This window comes from Streptomyces sp. NPDC006923, from assembly GCF_040635655.1.
Lineage (GTDB): Bacteria > Actinomycetota > Actinomycetes > Streptomycetales > Streptomycetaceae > Streptomyces.
This window is the reverse complement of record NZ_JBEYIF010000002.1, coordinates 372,946-389,972: the sequence shown is the minus strand read 5'-3', so window position 1 is coordinate 389,972 and position 17,027 is coordinate 372,946. Positions and strand designations below refer to the sequence as shown.

The following is a 17,027-nucleotide window of genomic DNA, read 5'->3' as shown; positions in this document are numbered from 1 at the left end:
GGACCCCGCCGATAGGCTGTCCTGTATGCGTATCGCCACCTGGAACGTCAATTCGATCACCGCTCGGCTTCCCCGGCTGCTGGCCTGGCTGGAGAGCAGTGGTACGGACGTGCTGTGCGTCCAGGAGACCAAGTGCACCGAGGAGCAGTTCCCGGCGGAGCAGTTGCGTGAGCTGGGCTATGAGTCCGCGGTCAACGCGACCGGCAGGTGGAACGGCGTGGCGCTGATCTCCCGGGTCGGCCTGGAGGACGTCGTCAGGGGCCTCCCGGGCGGCCCGGAGTACGAGGGCGTCACCGAGCCGCGGGCGGTCTCCGCGACCTGCGGTCCGGTCCGGCTGTGGTCGGTCTACGTACCCAACGGCCGCGAGGTCGCCCACGACCACTACGCCTACAAGCTGCGCTGGCTGGAGGCGCTGCGGAAGGCCGTGGCCGAGGACGCGGCGGGCTCCCGTCCGTTCGCCGTCCTCGGCGACTTCAATGTCGCTCCGACGGACGAGGACGTCTGGGACCTGTCGCTCTTCGAGGGCGCCACCCATGTCACCCCGGCGGAGCGCGCCGCGCTCGCCGCGCTGCGCCAGGAGGGCCTCTCCGACGTGCTGCCCCGCCCGCTCAAGTACGACCGCCCGTACACCTATTGGGACTACCGCGAGCTGGGCTTCCCCAAGAACAGGGGCATGCGCATCGACCTGGTCTACGGCAACGGCCCGTTCGCCGGGGCCGTCACGGACAGCTATGTCGACCGCGAGCAGCGCAAGGGCAAGGGCGCCTCGGACCACGCGCCTGTCGTGGTCGATCTCGACGTCTGAGGCCGCGCCACCCAAACCGGCCCGCGCCGGGCCGCCCGCGCGCCCTATGGTGCCCCGGCCGGGTGAGTGGCACGCTGAGTGGTATGAACATCTTGGACAACTGGCGCAAGCGGCACGGCGGCGGACAGAGCGCGCCGCTCGCCTCCGCCGCCGGCAGCGACCCGGAGGGTGTGGCCGAACTGCTCTCCGAATGCGCGCTGCTGCGTGTCCGGGCGGGGCAGGGCGGTCTCCAACTCGACGACTCACCGGCCTCCTTGGAGGCACTCGACCAGCTCCCGCCGCGCTGGCGCGACGACCCGGAGGAGCTGCCCTGGCTGGGCAATGACGCCGGACTCTATCTGGGCACGGTGATCGTCCGTACGGTCCCGGGTGCGGCCTGGCACATCTGGCCGGGCGGGCATCCCGTGGTGCGCCTGGTCTCGGGACGGGAGATCCGGGTGGTCGAGGCGGGCCTGGACTGGGCGGTGACCGGCGCGCCCGAGCTGTCCCAGGTGTACGCGGAGGCGGCCGAGGCCTGACGTCTCCGGTCCGGCGCCGGAGGTGAACACTTCTCATCGGCGGGCGGCTGTCACGCCCGCGCGGATCTCGACTAGGCTTTGCCGTTCATCCCTGTGGTGATGGTGATCTCACCGATCTGCCTCGGTACGCGCATGCTGCACCTCTGGTCCACCAACCGGAAGGCCCGGCGTCAGCGGCGTGACTTGGGCAGAGGCCGGGCGCTTCGGCCCCGGCCCGCCCAGGGAGACCACTGCCGAGCGTGCAGTGGGTCAGGGGCGATGGCCCGCCCGGCAGCAGCCGGTGATCAGTTCTCGTTCGGCGGTACCGGCGGATACGGCGGTCCGGCCTCGGACGGGGAGAAGGTCAGCTGTGCGCCGGTCGGGCTGCTCTCGCCCTGTGCCCCTGCCGGCACCGCTTGGCGGCAGGGCGGGCCCCGACGGCCGGTGCGGAGGCTCTCGGCCCGTCTTTGGGCTTCGAACCCCGTACCCACCTTTCTTTTCGGGAGATCGCAGCCCCGGGGAGAGGTGCGGATGCCTCAGAGCCTGCCAGGACCGGATGACAGGCCGACGACGCACGGGCGCGGCAGGAGCGCCCGGAACGGCCAACGCCCCGAGCGTTCCAACACGCCTGTCCCCGTTATTCCAGTGCTGCGGGATCAGCCGATCGCTTCTGAGGGAGCGTCAACGGGTGCTCCATTTCTGATTGTCCGTGCCCCCGCATGCCCAGATCTGGAGGGATGTGCCGTTTGAGGTCTGCTCGTCCTTGACGTCCGCGCATTTGTCGGCGTGGGTGTTTACCAGGTCGTGGGCGCTGTTGAGGACGAATTGCTGGGCTGGGGTGCCGTTGCAGGTGGTTCGACTGATTCCGGCGCCATTTTCAGTGGATCCGCCGCCGACGTTCATGCACATGCCCTGTGAACGTACGGTGCCGTCCGGCATGGTCTTCCATTTCTGACTGGCGGAGCCGTCGCAGTCGCGGATCTGGAGTGGCGAACCGCTGGGGGCGCCACTGCCGCCCGCGACATCGATGCAGCGGCCGGAGGCGTGGCTCCAGATGGCCACGCCGCTGTCCACGGGAGGCGGGGGCTTCACGTTGTGGTGACTGCCCGCACCCGAGCCGGATCCCTGGCCGGTAGCGGACTTGGGCGGCGTCTTGGTGCCGTCAGCGGTTACGTGCTCCGGTCCGGCGCCACTCGTGTCGGCGGAAGACTTGCTTTTCGACGGCGGTTTTGAGGACGTGCTGGGCTGGCCGGCAGACAGGTGCGGCTCTTTCGCCTTGCCTGACGTCGGCTGGGTGGCGGAGGACGCCTTGTCGAGAGCGCCGGGAACGACCAACCCTGTCGAAGCGTCCGGGAGCGAGGCGTCTGAAGCGGGCTTGGCGTCCGTTGTGCGGTCGCCGTCACCGCCGCCGGTCATCAACGCGATCGCACTTGCCACGGCCGCGGTGAGAGCGGCTGCCGCCAGAAACTTTTTGTGAGAAGCGCGGGTGGGCTTCCCGGCCGGAGCTGTCAGGGCGTGTGGCTGCGAGGCGGCCGGGTCACCGGAGACCGATATGTCCACGGAAGGTACGGACGCTGGGGCGACCTCGGTGGGCACGTCCTTGGGCGGGCGAGACTGCTTTTTGGCATCGGGTCCGCCGCCGGCGTCTTTCGACGCCTCCGGAGACGGTTCCCTGCCGGGGGTCGCTTCGATGGCCGGCCGCGCTGACGACGGCTCGATCACCTGTGAGGGACTGGAAGGCGTCTCACCTCCGGGGCCCGGAGTGGCGGCCGTCAGCGTCTCCCAGCGAGGCAGCGGCGCGGTGCCGTCCTCGTTCTCGTCCGCTTCCTTGTTCTCGGACGGTGCCTCGGGAGGCGCGACGTCGGTCTCGGTGTGTGCCGTTGGGGGGTTCGGCTTGTTCTCTGCGCTCTCGGGTTCGGGGTTGGCCATTGACATCTTTCCGATACGAGGTGAGGGCTGGGGAAGCCGTTGGTCGACGGCTGCCCGCAGTCACTGTGTACGGCCGCTTGCCGGCAACACGCGGGCTTGAACGGCGGGCTGGGCCGAGGCACCAACGTCACAAGGACGTCGTGCTCCAGCACGTGGGCGGCTGGGGTAAGTATGAAGGAGCCCTTCGGCCGACGGTGCGCCAGCCTGTACGGGTACGGCCGGCGACGTGGTTGACCACCGTTTTCCATCCGTTCCCGCTCGGTTCTCCGTACGTTCGCCACAACCCCGCCGCGCCGTGTCGTGCTGGAGTGTCCGGACGTGCGCGCCGCGGTCCTTGATCATGGCGACCGGCGCCGGCAGAGCGGAGACGTCGGCGGCCCGGACCGTGAGCGCGAGTGGCCCTGCTGGACTGGTGGGCGCCGACGGGATGCCGCAGCATGGTTCGGGACGGGTCCTGGCGGGGCAGGTGCGGTGAAGTTACGCTGCGCGGACTGCTCTTGACTGGAGGTACGGATGCGTCGCTCCGCTGCACGCAATGTGTCGGCCGTGGTCGTTGCCGCGGCCATGTTCTCGGTCGGTGCCGCCGCCCCGCCCCTGGCGCCGCACTCGGCGCCCCGGGCCAAGACGCCGGTGAAGACGCCCGAGGCGGCGGGGTACGGGGGAGCGGTCGCGAGCGTCGACGCGGACGCGACGGCCGCCGGGATCGAGGTGCTCAAGCACGGCGGCAACGCCGTGGACGCGGCCGTCGCCACCGCAGCCGCGCTCGGCGTCACCGAGCCGTACTCCGCCGGGATCGGCGGTGGCGGTTACTTCGTCTACTACGACGCCGCCTCCCGTAAGGTCCACACCATCGACGGCCGCGAGACCGCGCCGAAGTCCGCGGACAGCTCGCTCTTCCTGGAGGACGGCAAGCCGCTGCCGTTCGCGGACGCGGTGACCAGCGGCCTCAGCGTCGGTACGCCCGGTACCGCGGCCACCTGGGACACGGCGCTCGACGCCTGGGGCAGCCGGTCCCTGGGACAGTTGCTGAAGCCCGCGGAGCGGCTGGCGAAGGACGGCTTCACCGTCGACGACACATTCCGTTCCCAGACCCAGTCCAACCAGGAGCGGTTCGCGGACTTCCCGGACAGCGCGAAGCTCTTCCTGCCCGGCGGGAAGCTGCCGGTGGTCGGATCGGTCTTCAAGAACGCCGATCTGGCGCGTACGTACGAGGAGTTGGGACGCAAGGGCGTCGACGCCCTGTACCGGGGCGAGCTGGCCCGCGACATCGTCCGTACAGTGCGCACACCGCCCGTCGGCCCGGACGCCGACCGTACGGTACGGTCCGGCGATCTCACCACCCAGGACCTCTCCGCCTACCGGACGAAGCGTCAGGCGCCGACGAAGGTCTCCTACCGCGGCCTCGACGTGTACAGCATCGCGCCGTCCTCGTCGGGCGGTACGAGCGTCGGCGAGGCGCTCAACATCCTTGAGCGCACGAATCTGTCGCGGGCCTCCCAGACGCAGTATCTGCACCACTTCATCGAGGCCAGCCGGATAGCCTTCGCGGACCGGGGCCGCTGGGTGGGCGATCCCGCCTTCGAGGACGTACCGACGAAGGGGCTGCTGTCGCAGCGCTTCGCGGATGCACGCGCCTGTCTGATCAAGGACGACGCGGTGCTGAAGAGCCCGCTGGCGCCCGGCGACCCGAGCGATCCCACCCCGTGCGCGACCGGCGGGACCGCCGCGCCGACCACCTTCGAGGGCGAGAACACCACACATCTCACGGCGGCCGACAAGTGGGGCAATGTCGTCGCCTACACACTGACCATCGAGTCGACGGGCGGCAGCGCCATCACCGTTCCGCGCCGCGGCTTCCTGCTCAACAACGAGCTGACGGACTTCTCCTTCGCACCGGCCAACCCGGCGGTCCATGACCCCAATCTGCCCGGTCCCGGCAAGCGGCCGAGGTCGTCCATCTCGCCGACGATCGTCCTCGACTCGCACAGCCGGCCGGTCCTGGCGGTGGGCTCGCCGGGCGGCGCGACCATCATCACGACGGTGCTCCAGACGCTGACCGGCCGGCTCGACCGGGGGCTGCCGCTGGTCGAGGCGATCGCCGCGCCGCGCGCGAGCCAGCGCAACTCGCCGACGACAGAGCTGGAACCGGCGCTGTGGAACAGCCCGGTACGCCAGCAACTGGAGTCACTGGGGCATGTGTTCACGCAGAACCCGGAGATCGGCGCGGCGACCGGCGTACAGCGCCTGCCGGACGGCCGGTGGGTCGCGGCGGCGGAGAAGGTCCGCAGGGGCGGCGGCTCGGCGATGGTGGTCCATCCGGCCGGCCGGCGATAGCGGCGCGGTCTTCCGGGTCCTGTCCGGCCGGTTCTCCGGTTGGACAGGACCCGGAGCCGGGTCAGAGCAGTGTCAGGACGCGCGGTCCCTCGTCGGTGATCGCGACAGTGTGTTCCGCGTGGGACGCGCGGCTGGTGTCCAGTGTGCGGACCGTCCAGCCGTCGCGGGCCGTGTAGTGCCGGTCCGTACCACTGCTGATCAGCATTGGCTCAATCGCCAGGACCATGCCGTGGCGCAGTGGCAGACCGCGGCCGGGGCGGCCCTCGTTGGGCACGCCCGGGTCCTCGTGCATGCTCCGGCCCACCCCGTGTCCGCCGAAGCCGTCCGGGATGCCGTAGCCCGCCGCGCGGCAGACCCGGCCGACGGCATGGGCGATGTCGCCGATCCGATTGCCGACGACGGCCGCCGCGATGCCCGCTTCCAGCGCCTCGTTGGCCGTGTCGATGAGCCGGAGGTCGTCACGGCGGGCGCGGCCGACGGTGAAGCTGACCGCCGAGTCGCCGACCCAGCCGTCGAGCACCGCGCCGCAGTCGATGCTCACCAGATCCCCGTCGTGCAGGCGGTACGAGTCCGGGATGCCGTGCACGATCGCGTCGTTGACGGAGGCGCAGATCACCGCCGGGAAGGGCGTCGGAGCCCAGTCGGGGTGATAGTCGAGGAAGGGTGAGCCGGCCCCGGCGTCACGCAGGACGGCGCGGGCGACGTCGTCGAGAGCGCGCAGGGTGACTCCCACGGCCGCCGCTTCACGCACCGCCGCCAGTGCCTGTGCGACAACCCGTCCGGCGGCGCGCATGGAATCCAGGGACGCATCGGTTTTGATCTCCACCATTCCAATAACTATACCGGTCGAGGGGTGGGGGAGGAATCATGGGGGCGCCGTGTCCGCGACGGGCCGGTGCCCTCGGTCTTCGTCCCGGGCCCGGGACGTGCTGCCGCTCTCGCGTGCCTCCGGCGCCCGAGGCTCCGGAGGCCGGTGAGGGCCTACCGGGTCCGGTGTGCCGAGAGCCCCGCCCCGTGTACGGCTACGGACGACGCCACTCGCACACCACGCCCTAGAATGACGGCATGGTACGGAGCCCCCTCACCCCGGAAGAGCACGAGCGAGGCGAGCGGCTGGGCCGGCTGCTCCGTGAGGCGCGCGGTGCGCGCAGCATGGTGGAGATCGCCGCCGTGGCAGGGCTGTCGGCCGAGACCCTGCGCAAGATCGAGACCGGCCGCGCTCCGACGCCCGCCTTCTTCACCGTGGCGGCGCTGGCCGGAGCGCTCGGCCTGTCGATGGACGAGATCGTGGCGAACTGCGTGCCGGTGCCCGTCTGACGGCTCTTCCGTCTCCTTGCGATCGAACTCCTGTCAGGAGCCCGGGGACGGCGTAGTCTCCCGTCCGTGACGACCCTGGACGAGCTCGGACGCAGCCGTTATGTCAGCCTCACCACGTATCGCAAGGACGGTACGGGTGTCGACACCCCCGTCTGGCACGCGGTCGACGGAGGCGAGTTATTCATCTGGACCAGGGCGGACGCCTGGAAGGTCAAACGGATCCGCCACAATAACCGCGTCGTCGTGACAAGGTGCGACGTGCGCGGACGGATCGCGGAAGGAGCGCCGCGTGCCGAGGGTACGGCGCGGCTGCTCGACCCGGCGGCGACGGACGCCGTCCGCAAGCTGCTCTCCCGCAAGTACACCTGGCAGTTCTGGGCCATCGACTGGCCGGCCAGGATCGTACGGCGTGGCGCACGCCCGCAGATCGGCATCGCCATCACCTTCTGAACCCGTCGGCCAAGAGCACCGCACCGCCGCGGAAAACTGTACGTAGCCGCCCCGTAACCCGACTGAGGTCGAATGCCTGCGGACCGGAGGGCTCTCTCCGGCGCGGCGGGGCAGGGGACGGGGCAGCGATGGCGGTGCATCAACTCCCGGAGGAGATAGGGGCGTTCGCCCGTTACTTACGGGATCTGACGTCACTCCTCGATCCGGGGGACGGCTGGTACGGGGTCTTCACCCATCGCGACCCCGACGGTCTGCGCGCCTGCTGCGACGGCGTCGAGATCCCGCCCTGGGACGTGGTGGAGTCGCTGCTCCAGGACTTCGCGGCCGGACACGACGAGCACGCGGCGGCGGGCGAGAGCGTACGGGCGCGCCGGCTTCACGCGGCGGCCGCCGCCGCGTACGACCGGCTCCCCGGGGGGACCGAGGCCCTTTCCGAGCGGCTGCGGCTGATGCTCCGCGAGCAGGCGTACGCGGCGGACCGGGCCGAGGAACTGGTCCGCCTCCTCCGTACGATCCCGGCGGGCACACCCGACGCGGAACAGCTCGGCCATGAGCTCGCCTGGGTCCGTGACGACCATGCCCGCGCCTCCGCGCGCTGCGCCGAACTCCGCGCCAGGCTGACGTCGCTGACCACACCGGGCCGCGTCACCACGGTCGCACGGCCGGTGGCGCCGGAGGGCTGGTTCCGTGCCGAGGCCCCGCAGCCGGAGGACCGGTCGGTCTTCTCGGCGCCCGCGACGGGCCGGGCCGGCGGGCCGGGCGCGCGCGGGCTCTCGGGACGGTCCGGAGGCGGCGGACGTGACGAGGGTCCCGGCGCGCTCGGGGACCGGCGGTTGTCTGACGCACCGTCATATGACCTCGACGGGACGGACGTTCCTCAGTGGGCGGGCCAGGACGGCGGTCCGGCCGCCGGGCCCGCTCCGGCCGGCCGGTCACGGGAGAAGAAGCGCGCGTCCGCGCCTCGGCGCAAGCCGCGCGGCGCACGCTTCGCCGGGCTGGAGATGGACGAGGCCGAAGAGGCGGCGCCGACGCCCGTGGTGCCCGCACCGCCTCCCGCCGCACCCGCCACGCCCCGTGGCGCACGGTTCGGTGGCGCGCCCGCCGCTCCCGCCAGGGAAGCGGCGCCCGCGCACTCGCCCGAGGACCGGCGGGCCGCCGTGGAGATCGTCGAGTCCCTCATCAGACTGCGCGCGGACGGGCGCAGCGGAGAGGCGCATGTCGTGCTCTGCGAGGCGGCGGGCCGGCCTCCCGGGCAGCTTCCGCTGCTCGCCGCCGAGCTGCACCGCGCCGGCCTCGGCGCCGACTGGGCCGAGCTGCTGTGGGAGGCGGCCTTTCTGCCGCCCGTACAGCTCGCCGCTGCCGCCGGCGCGCTCGCCGCGGCGGGCCGCGACGACGACTGCGGACAACTGCTGCGCCAGGGGGTGTCGCGTCCCGCCGGGGAGATCGCCGACGCCGTTGTCGCCCTCGGAGAGGCGGGCCGGGCGCCCGAGGCGCGGGCGCTACTCAGCGCCTTCGTACAGGCCCGGGCGCCCGAGGACGCGGCGCTTGTCGCCGCGCCCGACCCGCGCCGTCTTGTCCCGCAGCTTCTGGACGCGGCCCGCGCCGTCTCGGCGTCCCGCGAGCGCGACCTTGTCCACGCCCTCCGGATGGCCGGAATCGCGGGCGCCTGACCCTGCCCGGTTCGGACGTGCCGTTGACTCGAACAGCCTGGAGTCGACCGCTCGGGTGTGAAACTTGATCGACTCTGCGGGTTAACGACGATGGTCTTGCCCCTGTGTGTGACGGGGCTTACCTTCTCTTCCTACGCGAATTATCTACGTGCGTAGAAGCTCATCGACGCCCCCGGCCGAAGGAGCAGCTCGTGGCCAGAGTCGTACGCGCCGCACTCGTCCAGGCGACCTGGACCGGCGACACCGAGTCCATGATCGCCAAGCATGAGGAACACGCCCGCGAGGCGGCCCGGCAGGGCGCGCGAGTCATCGGGTTCCAGGAAGTGTTCAACGCGCCGTACTTCTGCCAGGTGCAGGAGCCGGAGCACTACCGATGGGCCGAGCCCGTCCCGGACGGGCCGACGGTCACCAGGATGCGGGAACTGGCCAGGGAGACCGGGATGGTGATCGTCGTCCCCGTCTTCGAGATCGAGCAGTCCGGCTTCTACTACAACACCGCCGCGGTGATCGACGCCGACGGCTCGTATCTCGGCAAGTACCGCAAGCACCACATCCCGCAGATCAACGGCTTCTGGGAGAAGTACTACTTCAAGCCGGGCAACGCGGGCTGGCCCGTCTTCGACACCGCGGTGGGCCGGGTCGGCGTCTACATCTGCTACGACCGCCACTTCCCGGAGGGCTGGCGCCAGCTCGGGCTGGGCGGCGCCGAACTGGTCTACAACCCCTCCGCCACCTCGCGCGGTCTGTCCAGCCATCTCTGGCAGCTCGAACAGCCGGCCGCGGCCGTGGCCAACGAGTACTTCATCGCGGCGATCAACCGGGTCGGCCAGGAGGAGTACGGCGACAACGACTTCTACGGGACGAGCTACTTCGTCGACCCGCGCGGCCAGTTCGTCGGCGAGACCGCCAGTGACAAGGCGGAGGAACTCCTCGTGCGCGACCTGGACTTCGGCTTGATCGACGAGGTCAGGCAGCAGTGGGCGTTCTACCGGGACCGCCGCCCCGACGCGTACGAAGGACTGGTGCAGCCGTGACCCACCAGGGCGCCAAACATCTCCACGACCGTCATCGCGCCGTGCTGCCCGACTGGCTGGCGCTGTACTACGCGCAGCCGATCGAGATCACCCATGGCGAGGGCCGCCATGTGTGGGACGCCGACGGCAACCGCTACCTCGACTTTTTCGGCGGCATCCTCACCACGATGACCGCCCATGCCCTGCCCGAGGTCACCAAGGCGGTGAGCGAACAGGCCGGGCGGATCATCCACTCGTCCACGCTCTATCTCAACCGCCCGATGGTCGACCTGGCCGAGCGGGTCGCCACCCTGTCCGGCATCCCGGACGCCCGGGTCTTCTTCACCACCTCGGGCACCGAGGCCAATGACACGGCACTGCTGCTGGCGACCGCGTACCGCGGGTCGAACCAGATCCTGGCGATGCGCAACAGCTATCACGGCCGGTCCTTCTCCACCGTCTCCGTCACCGGCAACCGAAGCTGGTCGCCGACCGGTCTCTCTCCGCTCCAGACGCTGTACGTGCACGGCGGTGTCCGGACCCGGGGGCCGTACGCCGGTCTGACCGACGCGCGGTTCATCGAGGCGTGTGTCGCCGATCTGGAGGATCTGCTCGGGCACACCAGGTCGCCCGCCGCGCTGATCGCCGAGCCGGTGCAGGGTGTCGGCGGCTTCACCATCCCGCCGGACGGGCTGTACGCCGCGTTCCGCGAAGTCCTCGACCGGCACGGCATCCTGTGGATCAGCGACGAGGTGCAGACGGGCTGGGGCCGCACCGGCGACCACTTCTGGGGCTGGCAGGCACACGCGGAGAACGGTCCGCCGGACATCCTCACCTTCGCCAAGGGCATCGGGAACGGCATGTCCATCGGCGGTGTCGTCGCCCGCGCCGAGATCATGAACTGCCTTGACGCCCATTCCATTTCCACCTTCGGCGGCAGCCCGGTCACGATGGCCGCCGGACTCGCCAATCTCTCGTATCTGCTGGAGCATGACCTTCAGGGCAATGCCCGTCGCGTCGGCGGTCTCCTGACCGAGAGACTGCGCGCCGTCGCCGCCGGCTCGGACTTCGTACGGGAGGTACGCGGCCGGGGGCTGATGATCGGCGTCGAACTGGTCAGGCCCGGCACCGACGAGGCGTCACCGGAGGCGGCGGCGGCCGTGCTGGAAGCGGCGCGCGAGGGCGGGCTGCTGATCGGCAAGGGCGGCGGTCACCACACCAGTGTGCTGCGGATCGCGCCGCCCCTCTCGCTGACCGTGGCCGAGGCCGAAGAGGGCGCGGCGATCCTCGAACGGGCCCTGCAGAGCCTCTAGCCGGCCGGACCGTGGGGCCGGCTGTCCCGCCGAAGCGGCCGGCCCACGGCTCGTCCGACCGTATGAAAGGGAGCGCCACCACCATGAGTACCCGCACCCTGATCCGCGGCGGACTCGTCGTCACCGCCGCCGACGAGACCCATGCCGACGTACTGATCGAGGACAGCCGGATCGTGGCCCTCGCGGCGCACGGCTCCGGCGCGGCCGAGGGCTGGACCGCCGGCCGTACGATCGACGCCACCGGCAAGTACGTCATCCCGGGCGGTGTGGACGCCCACACCCATATGGAGATGCCCTTCGGCGGCACCTTCGCCGCCGACACCTTCGAGAGCGGCACCAGGGCCGCCGCCTGGGGCGGCACGACCACGGTGGTGGACTTCGCCATCCAGGCCCCGGGCCAGAGCCTGCGCGAAGGGCTGGACGCGTGGTTCGCCAAGGCCGACGGCGTGTGCGCCATCGACTACGGCTTCCACATGATCATGGCCGATGTCAATGAGAGCTCCCTGAAGGAGATGGACCTGCTCGTCCAGGAGGGCGTCACCTCCTTCAAGCTCTTCATGGCCTATCCCGGCGTCTTCTACAGCGACGACGGCCGGATCCTGCGGGCCATGCAGCGGGCGTCGGGCAACGGCGGGCTGATCATGATGCACGCCGAGAACGGCATCGCCATCGACGTCCTGGTCGAGCAGGCGCTGGCCGAGGGCCGTACCGACCCGCGCCACCACGGTGAGGTGCGCAAGGTCCTGCTGGAGGCGGAGGCCACCCACCGGGCGATCCAGCTCGCGCGGGTCGCGGACGCGCCGCTGTATGTCGTGCACGTATCGGCGGAGGAGGCCGTCGCCGAGCTGGCCGCCGCCCGGGACAAGGGCCTGCCGGTCTTCGGCGAGACCTGCCCGCAGTATCTCTTCCTCTCCACCGACAATCTGGCCGAGCCGGACTTCGAGGGCGCCAAGTACGTCTGCTCCACCCCGCTGCGGCCCAAGGAGCACCAGGCCGCGCTCTGGCGCGGACTGCGCACCGACGACCTCCAGGTGGTGTCCACGGACCACTGTCCGTTCTGCTTCACGGGACAGAAGGAAATGGGCCGGGGTGACTTCTCCAAGATCCCCAACGGCCTGCCCGGGGTGGAGAACCGGATGGACCTGCTCCATCAGGCCGTGGTCGAGGGGCACATCACCCGGCGCCGCTGGATCGACATCGCCTGCGCCGCACCGGCCAGGATGTTCGGCCTCTATCCGCGCAAGGGCACCATCGCGCCCGGCGCCGACGCCGATGTCGTGATCTACGACCCGCGCGCCGAGCAGACCGTCTCCGCGCGGACGCACCACATGGATGTCGACTACTCCGCGTACGAGGGCAAGCGGATCACCGGCCAGGTGGAGACGGTCCTGTCCCGCGGCGAGCTCGTCATCGACCGCCGGACGTACACCGGCCGGGCGGGGCACGGGCAGTACACCCCTCGCTCGACCTGTCAGTACCTCACCTAGGACACAGGAGCGGACAAGGCCATGGACTTCGGACTCGTCCTCCAGACCGACCCGCCGGCCTCGGCGGTCGTCGGACTCATGCGGCGCGCGGAGCGCAACGGCTTCCGGTACGGCTGGACCTTCGACTCGGCCGTGCTCTGGCAGGAGCCCTTCGTCATCCACAGCCGCATCCTGGAGCACACCACCACACTGACCGTGGGACCCATGGTCACCAACCCGTCCACCAGGACCTGGGAGGTGACCGCCTCCACCTTCGCCACCCTGAACGAGATGTACGGCAACCGCACGGTGTGCGGCATCGGGCGCGGCGACTCGGCGATGCGGGTGGCCGGCCGGAAACCGAACACACTGGCCCGGCTGGGTGAGTCGATCGGTGTCATCCGTGATCTGGCGGAGGGCCGGGAGGCGGTGATCGACGGACAGCCGCTGCGGCTGCCGTGGGTGCGGGACGGCAGACTGCCGGTGTGGATGGCGGCGTACGGGCCCAAGGCCCTGGCCATGGCGGGACAGAAGGCCGACGGCTTCATCCTCCAGCTCGCGGACCCGTTTCTCACCGAGTGGATGGTCAAGGCCGTCCGCACGGCCGCGTCGGACGCCGGGCGCGATCCGGACTCCGTCACGATCTGTGTCGCGGCGCCCGCCTATGTGGGTGACGACCTCGCGCACGCCCGCGAGCAGTGCCGGTGGTTCGGCGGGATGGTCGGCAATCACGTCGCCGATCTGGTCTCCCGGTACGGCGAGCGCTCCGGGCTGGTGCCCGAGGCCCTGACCGACTACATCAAGCGGCGCGAGGGATACGACTACAGCCACCACGGCCGGGCCGGGAATCCCTCGGCGGACTTCGTGCCGGACGAGATCGTGGACCGGTTCTGCCTGCTGGGGCCGGCCGAGGCGCACATCGAGAAGCTGACGGCGCTGCGCGCGCTGGGCGTCGACCAGTTCGCCGTCTACAACATGCACGACGCGAAGGAAGCGACCATCGACGCGTACGGCGAACAGATCATCCCCGCGCTCCAGGACTGAGCGGGAGCGACACGACGCGCGGCCCGGGTGCTCGCCCTGCCCGCGCCGGATCACCCGCCACCGCACCCGCCCCGCACGGCCTCGTTCGACGTCCCTGACCACCGCTCTCGAACGAAGGGTCCCGCCGCCATGACCGCGACCGTACCGCCAGCTCCTTCCGAAGGACCGATACCCGGTCCACCGGCCAGGACCGACTCCCGGGGACGGGTGGAGCTCGCGCCCGGCGCCGCCCCCGACGACAGCCGTTTCGTCAATGACGACCTGCTGCCCGTGCCCGTCGCCCGGCGCCGCTGGACGACCTACAACTTCGCCGCGCTCTGGATCGGCATGGCGCACAACATCCCCTCCTGGCTGCTCGCCTCGGGGCTGGTCACCCTGGGCATGGACTGGAAGCAGGCCGTCCTCACCATCGCGCTGGCCAATCTGATCGTGCTCTTCCCGATGCTGCTGACCGGGCACGCGGGACCGAAGTACGGCATACCGTTCCCCGTCCTCGCCCGTGCGTCCTTCGGGCTGCGCGGCGCCAATCTGCCGGCGCTGATCAGGGCGGCCGTCGCCTGTGCGTGGTTCGGGATCCAGACCTGGATCGGCGGCCAGGGCATCTTCGTCCTGCTCGGAAAGATCTTCGGCGGCTGGACGGAGGCATCGAGGATCGGCGGGCAGCCCTGGACGCTCTGGCTCTGCTTCGTCCTCTTCTGGGCGCTCGAACTCGCCATCATCTACCGGGGCATGGACACACTGCGGCGTTTCGAGAGCTGGGCCGCGCCCTTTGTGATCGTCGGCGCGCTGGTCCTGCTCGTCTGGATCTCCGTCAAGGCGGGCGGTCTCGGGCCGCTGCTCGACCAGCCGTCCAGGCTCGGCTGGGGCGCGGACTTCTGGCCGGTCTTCTTCCCGTCCCTCATGGGGATGATCGCCTTCTGGTCCACCCTGTCCCTGAACATCCCTGACTTCACCCGATTCGGCGCGGGACAGCGGGCCCAGATCTGGGGACAGTCGCTGGGGCTGCCCACGACCATGACGCTCTTCGCGCTGCTGTCGGTGTTCGTCACGTCCGGCTCGCAGGCGGTGTACGGCGCCCCCGTCTGGGACCCGGTCGCCCTCGCGGCCAAGACCGACAATGTCTTCGGACTGCTCTTCGCGCTGGTGACCGTGCTGGTCGCGACGATCTCGGTGAACATCGCCGCCAATGTCGTCTCGCCCGCGTACGACCTCGCCAATCTGGCGCCGAAGCTGATCAACTTCCGGACCGGCGCGCTGATCACCGGGGTCGTCGGTGTCGTGATCATGCCGTGGAAGCTCACGGCCACGCCCGAGCTGTACATCTTCACCTGGCTCGGGCTGGTGGGCGGTCTGCTGGGCACGGTCGCGGGCATCCTGATCGCGGACTACTGGATCGTCCGCCGGACGGTCCTCGACCTCGGCGACCTGTACCGTCCCGGCGGCCGCTACTGGTACACGAACGGGTGGAATCCCCGGGCGGTGCTCGCCTTCGCCGTCGGCGGTGTGCTGGCCGTGGGGGGCTCCCACTCGGCGCCGGGCGCCGGGCCGTTTCCCCAGGACGGTCTGATTCCGTTCCTGCGGCCGCTCGCGGACTACGGCTGGGCGGTCGGTCTCGCCGCCTCGCTGCTGCTGTATGTGGTGCTGACATTGCCGGGCGGGCGCGTCAGGACGGTATGACCGAGCGCTCGTCCGGCCGTCGCGGTGCGGGACGGCGCGGGGCGTGAGCGGGTACGGCCGTCCGGGAGGTCCGGGCGGCCTTGCCGCCGTCGGTCCGCGGTGGCCAGGAGGCGGTGGCCAAAAGGCGGTGGTCAGGAGGCTGTGGTCAGGAGGGGTACGAGGCTGTCCTGAGGAATTTCACGGAGTCCATCGGGACGGCGGTGCCGGTGTCGTCGACAAACGCGACCCGGATCGGACGGCCCTGGTCCACCGAACGCCGCACCATGCTGGGGCCCACCGCGCGGGGACGGTTCTCGTCACCCCACTGCTGGAGCGCGGCGAGGATCAGACGCAGTTCCTCCCCGGCCGGGGTGAGGTGATAGCTGAACCGGGTGCGCGAGCCGGGCTCGCGGTACGGCTGCTTCACCATGACGCCCGAGTCCACCAGCGCGCCCAGGCGCGTACTGAGGAGGTCCGGCGCGATGCCGAGCCGCTCCTTGAACTCGGCGAATCGCGTCATGCCCTCAACAGCGGCCTCCCGCAGGATCAGCAGAGTCCACTTGTCTCCGACGACTTCCAGTGTCCTCGCGATCGAGCAGGGCGTTTCCGTCCTGTCGTCGTCGTGTGCCCTCTTCATGCACCCAGTCTACCCCTGAGTTGCACCCACCTACCCAGGTGTTCTAAGTTGTAAAAACCTACTCAGCCAGGGGAGCACTCATGGACATCCAGAACGCGGTCGCGCTGGTGACCGGCGCCAATCGCGGTTTCGGCCGGCATCTCGCCGCCGAGCTGCTCAGCCGAGGGGCCGCCAAGGTCTACGCCGCCGCGCGGAACCCCGCGGCGGTCGACCTCCCCGGCGTCGTACCGCTGCGGCTCGACATCACGGATTCCGATTCCGTCGCGAGCGCCGCGCAGGCGGCGCCGGATGTGACGCTGTTGATCAACAACGCCGGGATCAGCACCCACGCCGGGCTGGTCAGCGGGGACATGGCGGACATCAGGCTGGAGATGGAGACACACTTCTTCGGCTCCCTGAATGTCACCAGAGCCTTCGCGCCGGTACTGACGGCCAACGGCGGCGCGGCCGTCCTCAATGTGCTGTCCGTCCTGTCCTGGGCGCACTATCCGGCGTACGGCGGCTACAGCTCCGCCAAGGCCGCCGAATGGGCGATGACCGATGTGATCCGGCAGGAACTCGCACCGACCGGCATCGATGTGACGGCCCTTCACGTCGGCTACATGGACACCGACATGGCCGACTACGTCGAGAGTTCGGACAAGGTGGACCCCGCCAAGGTGGCCGTCGCGGCACTGGACGGCGTTCAGGCGCGCGCCCTCGAAGTGATCGCCGACGACAAGAGCCTGCGTACCAAGGCGGCGCTCGCCGACGATCCCGGTCAGCTCTACCCCGGTCTGCCGGTGCGGCGCTGACGGCGACCCGGCCGGAGGTCCCGGGCAGGCCCCGGCAGCCCTTGTCCCGGGCGCGGTCCGACACTTCCGGGCTAGTCCGGCGAGCCCGGCGCGACGCCCTCA

General features: G+C 70.5%; 15 protein-coding genes. 12 read left to right on the top strand and 3 right to left on the bottom strand.

The features are described 5' to 3' along the window. The first annotated feature begins 25 nt into the window (after positions 1 to 25). The gene (locus ABZ707_RS04960; RefSeq protein ID WP_360167856.1) at positions 26 to 805 is read left to right on the top strand and encodes an exodeoxyribonuclease III; all 780 of its coding nucleotides are present in this window, start codon (positions 26 to 28) and stop codon (positions 803 to 805) included. 83 nt (positions 806 to 888) lie between these two features. Next, positions 889 to 1,323, top strand: coding sequence for a DUF6278 family protein (locus tag ABZ707_RS04955; RefSeq protein WP_360167853.1), 435 nt, complete (start codon positions 889 to 891; stop codon positions 1,321 to 1,323). 660 nt (positions 1,324 to 1,983) lie between these two features. Here ABZ707_RS04955 and ABZ707_RS04950 read toward each other — a convergent pair. Next, positions 1,984 to 3,231, bottom strand: coding sequence for a ricin-type beta-trefoil lectin domain protein (locus tag ABZ707_RS04950; RefSeq protein ID WP_360167851.1), 1,248 nt, complete (start codon positions 3,229 to 3,231; stop codon positions 1,984 to 1,986). Between the two features lie 513 nt (positions 3,232 to 3,744). On the opposite strand from ABZ707_RS04950, the gene ggt reads away from it, so the two are divergent. Further along, complete coding sequence (gene ggt / locus ABZ707_RS04945) at positions 3,745 to 5,565, top strand: gamma-glutamyltransferase (protein WP_360167849.1); 1,821 nt, start codon at positions 3,745 to 3,747, stop codon at positions 5,563 to 5,565. Between the two features lie 61 nt (positions 5,566 to 5,626). Here ggt and map read toward each other — a convergent pair whose 3' ends face one another. Next, entirely contained in the window at positions 5,627 to 6,394 is a 768-nt protein-coding gene (gene map, locus ABZ707_RS04940; RefSeq protein WP_360167846.1) for a type I methionyl aminopeptidase, read from the bottom strand. Positions 6,395 to 6,630: 236 nt separating this feature from the next. On the opposite strand from map, the gene ABZ707_RS04935 reads away from it, so the two are divergent. From ABZ707_RS04935 to ABZ707_RS04900, 8 genes are all read left to right on the top strand, one after another. Beyond that, complete coding sequence (locus ABZ707_RS04935; protein ID WP_360167843.1) at positions 6,631 to 6,882, top strand: helix-turn-helix transcriptional regulator; 252 nt, start codon at positions 6,631 to 6,633, stop codon at positions 6,880 to 6,882. Between the two features lie 66 nt (positions 6,883 to 6,948). Continuing rightward, positions 6,949 to 7,332, top strand: a complete 384-nt coding sequence (locus ABZ707_RS04930) for a PPOX class F420-dependent oxidoreductase (RefSeq protein WP_360167840.1) — start codon at positions 6,949 to 6,951, stop codon at positions 7,330 to 7,332. Between the two features lie 128 nt (positions 7,333 to 7,460). Beyond that, positions 7,461 to 9,002, top strand: coding sequence for a hypothetical protein (locus ABZ707_RS04925; RefSeq protein ID WP_360167837.1), 1,542 nt, complete (start codon positions 7,461 to 7,463; stop codon positions 9,000 to 9,002). Positions 9,003 to 9,193: 191 nt separating this feature from the next. Continuing rightward, positions 9,194 to 10,036 carry a nitrilase-related carbon-nitrogen hydrolase gene (locus ABZ707_RS04920; RefSeq protein WP_360167834.1) on the top strand — a complete coding sequence of 281 codons (843 nt, stop codon included), beginning with the start codon at positions 9,194 to 9,196 and terminating at the stop codon, positions 10,034 to 10,036. After that, the gene (locus ABZ707_RS04915; RefSeq protein ID WP_360167831.1) at positions 10,033 to 11,328 is read left to right on the top strand and encodes an aspartate aminotransferase family protein; all 1,296 of its coding nucleotides are present in this window, start codon (positions 10,033 to 10,035) and stop codon (positions 11,326 to 11,328) included. The genes ABZ707_RS04920 and ABZ707_RS04915 overlap by 4 nt, the downstream gene beginning before the upstream one ends. Positions 11,329 to 11,411: 83 nt before the next feature. Then, positions 11,412 to 12,815, top strand: a complete 1,404-nt coding sequence (gene hydA / locus ABZ707_RS04910) for a dihydropyrimidinase (RefSeq protein WP_360167828.1) — start codon at positions 11,412 to 11,414, stop codon at positions 12,813 to 12,815. 21 nt (positions 12,816 to 12,836) lie between these two features. Continuing rightward, positions 12,837 to 13,838 (top strand): TIGR03842 family LLM class F420-dependent oxidoreductase, encoded by a 1,002-nt coding sequence (locus tag ABZ707_RS04905; RefSeq protein WP_360167825.1) that lies wholly within the window; start codon positions 12,837 to 12,839, stop codon positions 13,836 to 13,838. Between the two features lie 129 nt (positions 13,839 to 13,967). Then, entirely contained in the window at positions 13,968 to 15,515 is a 1,548-nt protein-coding gene (locus ABZ707_RS04900; RefSeq protein WP_360167822.1) for an NCS1 family nucleobase:cation symporter-1, read from the top strand. A gap of 145 nt (positions 15,516 to 15,660) precedes the next feature. Here the strand turns inward: ABZ707_RS04900 and ABZ707_RS04895 are convergent, their stop codons facing one another. Beyond that, complete coding sequence (locus ABZ707_RS04895; RefSeq protein ID WP_360167819.1) at positions 15,661 to 16,131, bottom strand: helix-turn-helix domain-containing protein; 471 nt, start codon at positions 16,129 to 16,131, stop codon at positions 15,661 to 15,663. Positions 16,132 to 16,211: 80 nt separating this feature from the next. On the opposite strand from ABZ707_RS04895, the gene ABZ707_RS04890 reads away from it, so the two are divergent. Next, the gene (locus ABZ707_RS04890) at positions 16,212 to 16,925 is read left to right on the top strand and encodes an SDR family oxidoreductase (protein ID WP_360167816.1); all 714 of its coding nucleotides are present in this window, start codon (positions 16,212 to 16,214) and stop codon (positions 16,923 to 16,925) included. Positions 16,926 to 17,027: the final 102 nt, after the last annotated feature.

What these genes read in the sequence shown, in the direction of transcription:
- ABZ707_RS04960 (WP_360167856.1), top strand. Translation starts at nt 26, where the DNA reads ATGCGTATCGCCACCTGGAACGTCAATTCGATCACCGCTCGGCTTCCC.
- ABZ707_RS04955 (WP_360167853.1), top strand. Translation starts at nt 889, where the DNA reads ATGAACATCTTGGACAACTGGCGCAAGCGGCACGGCGGCGGACAGAGC.
- ABZ707_RS04950 (WP_360167851.1), bottom strand. Translation starts at nt 3,231, where the DNA reads ATGGCCAACCCCGAACCCGAGAGCGCAGAGAACAAGCCGAACCCCCCA.
- ggt (WP_360167849.1), top strand. Translation starts at nt 3,745, where the DNA reads ATGCGTCGCTCCGCTGCACGCAATGTGTCGGCCGTGGTCGTTGCCGCG.
- map (WP_360167846.1), bottom strand. Translation starts at nt 6,394, where the DNA reads ATGGTGGAGATCAAAACCGATGCGTCCCTGGATTCCATGCGCGCCGCC.
- ABZ707_RS04935 (WP_360167843.1), top strand. Translation starts at nt 6,631, where the DNA reads ATGGTACGGAGCCCCCTCACCCCGGAAGAGCACGAGCGAGGCGAGCGG.
- ABZ707_RS04925 (WP_360167837.1), top strand. Translation starts at nt 7,461, where the DNA reads ATGGCGGTGCATCAACTCCCGGAGGAGATAGGGGCGTTCGCCCGTTAC.
- hydA (WP_360167828.1), top strand. Translation starts at nt 11,412, where the DNA reads ATGAGTACCCGCACCCTGATCCGCGGCGGACTCGTCGTCACCGCCGCC.
- ABZ707_RS04905 (WP_360167825.1), top strand. Translation starts at nt 12,837, where the DNA reads ATGGACTTCGGACTCGTCCTCCAGACCGACCCGCCGGCCTCGGCGGTC.
- ABZ707_RS04900 (WP_360167822.1), top strand. Translation starts at nt 13,968, where the DNA reads ATGACCGCGACCGTACCGCCAGCTCCTTCCGAAGGACCGATACCCGGT.
- ABZ707_RS04895 (WP_360167819.1), bottom strand. Translation starts at nt 16,131, where the DNA reads ATGAAGAGGGCACACGACGACGACAGGACGGAAACGCCCTGCTCGATC.
- ABZ707_RS04890 (WP_360167816.1), top strand. Translation starts at nt 16,212, where the DNA reads ATGGACATCCAGAACGCGGTCGCGCTGGTGACCGGCGCCAATCGCGGT.